Below are 8,134 nucleotides of genomic sequence, written 5' to 3' on the forward strand. Positions count from 1 at the left end.
AGTAGAAAGTAGAAAGTAGAAAGTAGAAAGTAGAAAGTAGAAAGTAGAAAGTAGAAAGAAAGGCAAAAGCAACAATAAAAGCAACAGGCAAGGAGACATACTGCTTTAAGCAGAAAGTGAAAAAAACAAGAGCAAGAGAAAAATAGAAAAATAATAAAAAGTGAACAAGCAGAAAAAAAGAAAGTAGCAAGTAGCAAGTAGAAACAAGTGCAAAAGACAGAAGCTGCAATAATTAAAACAGGGAAAAAAGGTATTTTGTTTTGATTTTAGTTTTTATCTTTTCCTTTCCACTTAGAACTTTCCACTTAGAACTTTCTACTTAGAACTTTTAGCTTTCCACTTATCACTTTATTGGAGGTGAATCCATGGAAAAAATGACATTAATAGATCGTTTCGCCAATCCGGACATAATAAAGACAATGTCTCTTGGGGATAAAATGCTTGCGTCGCTATACGTGACACTGCTTGGGATGGCAATAACCTTTATTGCCCTCAGTATACTATGGGGAATGATAGCACTCATGAGCCGCATTCTTGGAACGAAATCGACTAAAATAGAAAAACAGGCTTTAGTAGTAGCAGCGGTGACTGAACCTGAAACAACCATAGAGAAAAAAGAAGGCGAAATAGACGAAGCCATAGTAGCCGTAATAGCGGCTGCGGTGGCTTCGAGTATGAACACATCTGTGCATAACATAATCGTAAGAAATATCCGAAGAACCCAAAACGCCCTGCCGGCTTGGGGAAATGCAGGAAGATTCGAACAGATGAAAACGAGAGTCCAATAAGTAGAAAGTAGAAAGTAGAAAGTAGGAACAAAACCTAAAGGCAAAGGGAAAAGACAGAAAAAGAAGCTGGCAACATGCAAATTGCAGGAAAAGATGGAAGAATAAAAAGTGGAAATCAGAAAGTAGAAAGTAGGAAGAAGAAACAAGTGTAAAAGACAGAAGCTGAAAACAATTAAACCATAGTAAGGTTATTTTGTTTTGATTTTAGTTTTTATCTTTTTCTTTCCACTTATAACTTCCCACTGCTTTTACTGCCCTACAAATTGGAGGAGAAAAGGATGAAAAAATTCAACATATCGGTTAATGGAAAGGCCTATGAAGTAGAAGTGGAAGAAATCGGAGGAGTGCCAGAGGCTCCAAGAGCACCAAGAGCGGCGGCAGCACCCTCAGCACCCTCAGCACCCTCAGCACCCTCAGCACCCTCAGCACCCTCAGCACCCTCAGCACCCTCAGCACCCGTAGCGCCGGCAGCAACAGCAACAGCAGGCGGAACAATCGTGGAATCCCCAATGCCTGGAACAGTCCTCGACATAAAAGTAGCAGCTGGAGATACCGTTAAAAACGGAGATGTCCTCCTTATACTTGAAGCCATGAAAATGGAGAACGAAATCGTTGCAATGGAAGACGGCAAAGTCGTTAGCGTAAATGTGACCAAAGGTGCATCTGTAAACGCTGGAGACGTTCTCGTCGTATTGGGTTAACGCACCCCTCGATAGAGAACAACAAAAGCAGAAAGGAGATGCATCCATGCTACAGATAGTCACAAAATTCATACAGAGCACAGGCTTCATGGGGCTAAACCCCCAGAACATACTAATGATACTTATATCGTTCCTGCTTCTTTACCTGGCAATCAAAAAGGGCTTCGAGCCGCTTCTTCTCGTTCCGATTGCATTCGGAATGTTTCTGACAAACCTGCCGTTTGCAGGAATGATGGTTCCTCATGGAGGAGAAGGTGAACCGGGAGGCTTGCTTTGGTATTTCTTCCAGGGAGACGAGCTTGGAATATTCCCGCCCATCATATTCATGGGCGTTGGAGCAATGACAGACTTCGGACCACTGATAGCAAATCCAAAAGCCCTGCTCCTTGGAGCTGCGGCCCAGTTTGGAATATTCACAACATTCCTGGGAGCCATACTTCTCGGTTTTACAGGACAACAGGCCGGAGCAATTGGAATCATAGGCGGAGCTGATGGTCCTACAGCTATATTTCTTGCATCAAGGCTTGCACCTGACCTTTTGGGGCCAATAGCCGTAGCGGCATACTCGTACATGGCCCTTGTTCCAATAATACAGCCGCCCATCATGAAAGCCCTTACCACAAAAGCGGAAAGGCAAATCAAGATGGACCAGCTCAGGAAAGTAAGCAAATCGGAAAAAGTGCTTTTCCCGATAATGGTAACACTCCTTGTTTCCCTCATGCTGCCGCCGGCTGCAACACTTATCGGTATGCTTATGCTTGGGAATTTGTTCAAGGAATGCTTGGTGACAGACCGACTAAAAGATACTGCCGCCAATGCTCTCATAAACATAGTCACAATCTTCCTGGGACTTTCAGTCGGAGCTACAGCTACAGCAGAACAGTTCCTCAAAGCTGAAACAATCAAGATCATAGTACTTGGCGTACTGGCTTTTGCAGTTGGAACAGCAGCTGGAGTCATACTTGCAAAGATAATGAACAAGCTTACAGGAGGGAAAATCAATCCTCTCATAGGTTCGGCGGGAGTATCCGCAGTTCCCATGGCAGCCCGTGTATCCCAGACCGTTGGGCAGCAGGAGAATCCTTCAAACTTCTTACTCATGCACGCAATGGGCCCGAATGTTGCCGGGGTCATAGGCTCAGCCGTGGCCGCGGGTGTTATGCTTTCGCTTTTCGGCTAAAAAACATAATCAATTAAGTTCGGGCAGACTGCATGCAAAAGCGGTCTGCCCGCCTTTTGATTCAAAGGATAATATGGTAGAATGGTTTGAAAAGTTAAAAGGTTTGCTGGGAGGAACAAAAAGATGGATCGGACCATATTGGAATTTCTAAAAAATCATAGATTGAACTATGTCTCTGGAGAAGCAATAAGCAAGACCCTCGGGGTTTCGAGGACCGCTGTATGGAAACATATCAATGAACTGAAAAAATCCGGATATGAAATCGAATCCTTATCCAGAAAAGGATATAGATTGGTAGGTGAACCGGATTTGTTGACAAAAGATGAATTGTCTATAGGAATGTCTACCGTTCATTTGGGTCATAACGTTGTTTGCTTTGAAACTATAGGGTCCACTAACAACTACATAAAAGAGAATGCCGATGATTTGCCTGACGGAACATTGGTTGTAAGCGAGGAGCAAAACAGCGGAAGAGGAAGATTGGGCCGTGAGTGGACATCTCCTTCGGGAAAGGGAATATGGATGTCGCTCCTTTTGAAACCGAAAATTGCTCCACAGGATGCGCCTAAATTAACCCAAATAGCAGCCGCCGCCCTGATTGAAACAATTAAATGCTTGTATGGACTCGATGTGAAGGTCAAATGGCCTAATGATATTGTAGTTGGAGACAGGAAGGTTTGCGGCATACTGACCGAGATGGAAGCCGAAGTCGATTGCGTGAACTATATTGTCCTGGGTATCGGAATTAATGCAAATATCGATGTTTTCAGCGAAGAATTGGCGGATAAGGCCACATCGATGAAGATTGAAATTGGGGAAGCCGTAGACAGAAAAAAGCTTCTGTTTCATTTTTTGAATTGTCTTGAAAGATTCCTGGATTTATTTTTTGAAGACGGAGATTTTGAAAAGGCCCTGAATATTTGCAGAAAGCATTCTGCCGTGATTGGAAAAAAAATTTGGATTAAAGAAAAAAACAATTCTGTGGAAGTTTTGGCAACAGGGATTAACGATAGCGGTGAGCTTGTGGTACAATATGAGGACGGAAGTGAGAAAGAGATTCTATCAGGAGAGGTTTCAATACGCTCTGAAAACGGCTATATCTAGAATAAAGAAATTTTAAAAAGCAGGTGAAAAAATGTTATTGGTATGCGATGTCGGGAACACAAATATTGTTTTGGGAGTTTACAAGGGTCAGGAATTGCTGAGAAATTGGAGAATGTCAACAGACAAGACGAAGACTAGTGATGAAATAGGAATCATAGTCCATCAATTCTTCAAAAGCGAGGGCATTCCTCCGGAGGCAATAAAAGATATAATCATATCCTCGGTTGTTCCGACAATAATGTATTCCTTGCAACATATGGCAATCAAATATTTTGACAAAGAAGCGTTGGTAGTGGGTCCTGGAATCAAGACTGGAATTAATATAAAGTATGACAATCCAAGGCAGGTCGGGGCCGATAGAATCGTTAATGCGGTTGCATGCATACATAAGTATGGAGGACCGTGCGTAATTGTCGATTTTGGAACAGCAACAACCTTTTGCGCCATATCAGACAAGAATGAGTATATGGGCGGAACTATAGCCCCGGGAATAAAGATTTCAAGCGATGCGCTTTTTCAAAAGGCTTCTAAACTGCCAAAAGTCGAATTGATAAAGCCTGAAGGTGTTATATGCAAAAACACTGTCAAGAGCATACAGTCGGGTGTTATTTACGGATATGTTGGGCTTGTGGACTATATAGTCAGAAGGATGAAGAAGGAATTGAACAAGGAAGATATCAGGGTTATTGCTACAGGAGGACTCTCAAGTATGATAGCTTCCGAGTCGGAGACTATAGAAATCGTTGATAAATTTCTGACACTCGATGGACTTAAAATTATTTACGATATGAATCGGAAAAGCTGATTGGTTTATTCTATTCAAACAGGTGGTAGTGATGAAAATCGGAAATGCAGAAATAGAAAATCCGCTGTTTTTGGGTCCTATGGCGGGAATTACTGATGAAACCTATAGAACAATTTGCAGCGAAATGGGTTGCGATGTTACGGTGACAGAGATGGTGAGCGCAAAGGGTCTTCACTACAAGGATCTAAAGACAAAGAAGCTGATTGCAATCAACGAAAGCGAAAAAATTGCCGGTATACAGATTTTTGGATCGGACCCTAATATCATGGCGGAAGCGGCTGAAAAGCTTGAGAATAGTAAAAATAATTTTCTTGATATAAACATGGGATGCCCGGTTCCCAAGGTGGTAAAGAACGGAGAAGGATCGGCGCTCATGAAAAACCCCGAATTGGCGGCAAGGATAGTGGAAAAGGTAGTTGAAAGCACAAAGAAATCGGTATCGGTAAAAATGCGGATTGGCTGGGACGAAGTGAATGTGAATGTTGTCGATTTCGCACTTCGAATTGAGGCGGCGGGAGCGGACTTCATTACCGTTCACGGGAGAACGAGGGATCAATACTACTTCGGGAAGGCTGACTGGGATATTATAGCGAGAGTCAAGGAGTTATTGCAGATACCTGTTGTACTTAGCGGGGATGTTGTAGACGGGCCTTCGGCAGCGAGGGCACTTAAAATTACTGGATGCGACGGACTAATGATAGCAAGGGCGGCGAAGGGCAATCCCTGGATTTTTAGTGAAGTGCGTCATTTCCTGGAAAAGGGATATGAAATTGAATCGCCCTCTTATAGAGAGAAGGTTCAAATGGCAAAATTCCATTTTACTCGATTGGTTGAGAATAAGGAGGCATATATAGCTGGAAGGGAATTTAGAAAACATAGTGCATGGTACCTTAAAGGAATCCCTAATTCCGCTAGCGTAAAAAACAAGATCAATCAAGCTGAAAATCCTGAGGAAATATTTGCATTGCTTGATACATTGCTGATTGCAGAGGGTGTTTAAATATGCATTGACAATGAAAACCGACTACATTATAATTGGTCGCATAAGAAATTTGGAGCACTGGTGATTGGCGGTGCTTATTCTTTACTGCATTTATTGATGTAAAGAACAGGCACATAAATTTGGAGGGAAATAAGATGCAAAAAGAATTTATCTTTACTAAAAAAGGACTCGGAAAAATCGAGAATGAATTGGGCGAACTCAAAACAGTAAGAAGAAGAGAAATAGCTGACAAAATCAAACAGGCTCTTGCATTCGGCGATATCAGTGAAAACTCGGAATATGATGAAGCGAAAAATGAACAGGCAGAAGTTGAGATTCGGATTCTAGAACTTGAGAACATGAGTGCTAATGCCAGAATAGTCAAAGATGAGGACATTTCGTTGGATTATGTGGGTGTAGGGACTCTTGTAAAGGTTATAGATCTTGATTTTAAAAAAGATGATGATTTTGATATGGAAGAAATCGTGGAATATACGATTGTAGGAATGATGGAAGCCGATCCATACGAGTTTAAAATTTCTACAGAATCTCCAATAGGAAAAGCTCTTCTTGGATGCAAGAAGGAAGAGGAAGTCGAAATAACTGTTCCGAACGGTACAATTAAGTACAGGATACTTGATATAAGGAAGGAAGCATAGGGGGCGTTGGAGTATGGAAGAGAATGGCTTGAGTGAGATTTTGCAGGTAAGAAGAGATAAGCTGCAGAAGCTTAAGGAAAAAGGAATGGATCCATTTAAAATAGAAAAATTCGAGCGTACTGCCTACAGCAATTCAATCAAGGATTCGTTTGATGAATATGAAGGGAAAAATGTCCGCATGGCCGGAAGGATAATGGCCAAGAGAGGAATGGGCAAGGTATCTTTCGTAGATATTATGGATAAAGAAGGTAGAATACAAATATTTGTAAAGCAAGACCTTTTGGGAGAAGAAAACTTTGAAATCTTTCAATTGTATGACATAGGGGATATTGTAGGGATTGTTGGAGATGTTTTCAAAACCCGTAAGGGGGAGATCTCAGTAAAGATTTCGGAAATGAGTCTTTTGACGAAATCGCTTCAAGTGCTACCGGAAAAATGGCATGGACTCAAGGATCCCGATTTAAGATATAGACAGCGTTATGTTGACCTTATTGTTAATCCGGAAGTAAAAGAGGTTTTCATCATCCGTTCGAAGGTGATTAAGGCTATAAAAGAATACCTCGATGAGCGCGACTATCTAGAAGTGGATACCCCGATTTTGAATACGATACCCGGAGGAGCTGTTGCAAAACCCTTTGTGACACATCACAATACTCTTGATATAGACATGTACATGAGAATAGCCAATGAGCTTTATCTCAAAAGATTGATTGTAGGCGGTTTCGACAAAGTCTACGAGATGGGCAAAATGTTCAGAAACGAGGGCATGTCCATAAAGCATAACCCGGAATACACAGCCATAGAGCTTTACGCGGCCTATGAGGACTATCAGTATATGATGGAACTCACTGAGAATATTGTCGCATACTGTGCCGAAAAGGTTTTAGGGACTGCCAAAATAAACTATCAAGGAACCGAAATTGATTTGACGCCTCCTTGGAAACGAATCTCAATGACCGAAGCGGTTAAGCAGTATACCGGAGTAGATTTTTCCGATATGGATTTCGAAAAAGCTGTTGCCGCGGCTAAAGAGCTTCACATAGAAGTGAAAGAAGGAATGGCGAAGGGCCACATTATAAACGAAGCGTTTGAGGAATATGTTGAGGAGCATTTGATTCAACCGACATTCATCACGCATCACCCTGTCGAAGTTTCTCCACTTTCAAAGAGGAATCCTGACAATCCTGAAATAACCAACAGATTTGAGGCGTTTGTAAACACATGGGAAATAGCAAATGGCTTTTCGGAGCTGAACGACCCAATAGATCAAAGGGGACGTTTTGAAGACCAATTAAAACAGCGGGAACTTGGCGACGAGGAAGCCCACAGAATGGACGAGGATTTTTTGAGAGCCTTAGAAGTAGGAATGCCGCCCACAGGAGGACTCGGAATCGGAGTCGATAGAGTGTTGATGCTTCTTACTGATTCACCATCAATTAGGGACGTAATACTTTTCCCGACAATGAAACCGTTGATAAAAGAATGATTTTAGATTATAAAAGGATGCCTCTTGGCATCTTTTTATTTTTTTACCTTCTGCGCTTATGGTGTTGATGAAGATGACTTTAATAATTTTTAAAGGATTATACAAGGAGCACCATTGAAAGCGAACAATGCGGCTGTAAATTTACAGAAAAGTACGCTGAATAGGCAAAAAAACGAACAAAAAGCATAAAACCACAAGCAATATTTGCATTTAAAGAAAGAGCGAAACAAATAGTGAAAAACCGTGAAATAGTGGTTGACATGGATATAGGCAAATGATATTATAACAGAGTCGCCGAAAGGGAAATGGCGCAAAGCAAGTGAAATAGCGGTCTTTGAAAACTGAACAGTAAGAGAGCAAAGCATTAAAAAAGAATTAAAGCAATAAATAATTGCTAGCGAAACTCGTATTTGAGATTTCAATTAAGAG

8 protein-coding genes are annotated in these 8,134 nt (G+C 41.6%); all 8 read left to right on the forward strand.

Annotated features, from left to right (window positions below; genetic code table 11):
* Positions 1-365: 365 nt before the first annotated feature.
* On the forward strand, positions 366-788 hold the full coding sequence (locus JJE29_08475; GenBank protein MBK5252649.1) for an OadG family protein: 423 nt from the start codon (positions 366-368) through the stop codon (positions 786-788).
* A gap of 278 nt (positions 789-1,066) precedes the next feature.
* The gene (locus JJE29_08480) at positions 1,067-1,489 is read left to right on the forward strand and encodes a biotin/lipoyl-binding protein (protein ID MBK5252650.1); all 423 of its coding nucleotides are present in this window, start codon (positions 1,067-1,069) and stop codon (positions 1,487-1,489) included.
* A gap of 46 nt (positions 1,490-1,535) precedes the next feature.
* Positions 1,536-2,669 (forward strand): sodium ion-translocating decarboxylase subunit beta, encoded by a 1,134-nt coding sequence (locus JJE29_08485; protein ID MBK5252651.1) that lies wholly within the window; start codon positions 1,536-1,538, stop codon positions 2,667-2,669.
* 123 nt (positions 2,670-2,792) lie between these two features.
* Positions 2,793-3,773 carry a biotin--[acetyl-CoA-carboxylase] ligase gene (locus JJE29_08490; protein ID MBK5252652.1) on the forward strand — a complete coding sequence of 327 codons (981 nt, stop codon included), beginning with the start codon at positions 2,793-2,795 and terminating at the stop codon, positions 3,771-3,773.
* Between the two features lie 31 nt (positions 3,774-3,804).
* Positions 3,805-4,578: a type III pantothenate kinase gene (locus JJE29_08495; GenBank protein MBK5252653.1), complete on the forward strand. Its 774-nt coding sequence runs from the start codon at positions 3,805-3,807 to the stop codon at positions 4,576-4,578.
* 31 nt (positions 4,579-4,609) lie between these two features.
* Positions 4,610-5,578: a tRNA dihydrouridine synthase DusB gene (dusB, locus tag JJE29_08500; protein ID MBK5252654.1), complete on the forward strand. Its 969-nt coding sequence runs from the start codon at positions 4,610-4,612 to the stop codon at positions 5,576-5,578.
* A 137-nt stretch (positions 5,579-5,715) separates the two neighbouring features.
* Positions 5,716-6,219, forward strand: a complete 504-nt coding sequence (gene greA, locus JJE29_08505) for a transcription elongation factor GreA (protein MBK5252655.1) — start codon at positions 5,716-5,718, stop codon at positions 6,217-6,219.
* Between the two features lie 13 nt (positions 6,220-6,232).
* The gene (gene lysS / locus JJE29_08510) at positions 6,233-7,705 is read left to right on the forward strand and encodes a lysine--tRNA ligase (protein MBK5252656.1); all 1,473 of its coding nucleotides are present in this window, start codon (positions 6,233-6,235) and stop codon (positions 7,703-7,705) included.
* The last annotated feature ends 429 nt before the right edge of the window (positions 7,706-8,134 follow it).

The sequence above is a fragment of the Peptostreptococcaceae bacterium genome, from assembly GCA_016649995.1.
In the GTDB taxonomy this organism is placed as follows: domain Bacteria; phylum Bacillota; class Clostridia; order Peptostreptococcales; family BM714; genus BM714.

Bases quoted from the DNA above. Each gene is read 5' to 3' on its own strand.
- JJE29_08475 (MBK5252649.1), top strand. From the start codon at position 366: ATGGAAAAAATGACATTAATAGATCGTTTCGCCAATCCGGACATAATA.
- JJE29_08480 (MBK5252650.1), top strand. From the start codon at position 1,067: ATGAAAAAATTCAACATATCGGTTAATGGAAAGGCCTATGAAGTAGAA.
- JJE29_08485 (MBK5252651.1), top strand. From the start codon at position 1,536: ATGCTACAGATAGTCACAAAATTCATACAGAGCACAGGCTTCATGGGG.
- JJE29_08490 (MBK5252652.1), top strand. From the start codon at position 2,793: ATGGATCGGACCATATTGGAATTTCTAAAAAATCATAGATTGAACTAT.
- JJE29_08495 (MBK5252653.1), top strand. From the start codon at position 3,805: ATGTTATTGGTATGCGATGTCGGGAACACAAATATTGTTTTGGGAGTT.
- dusB (MBK5252654.1), top strand. From the start codon at position 4,610: ATGAAAATCGGAAATGCAGAAATAGAAAATCCGCTGTTTTTGGGTCCT.
- greA (MBK5252655.1), top strand. From the start codon at position 5,716: ATGCAAAAAGAATTTATCTTTACTAAAAAAGGACTCGGAAAAATCGAG.
- lysS (MBK5252656.1), top strand. From the start codon at position 6,233: ATGGAAGAGAATGGCTTGAGTGAGATTTTGCAGGTAAGAAGAGATAAG.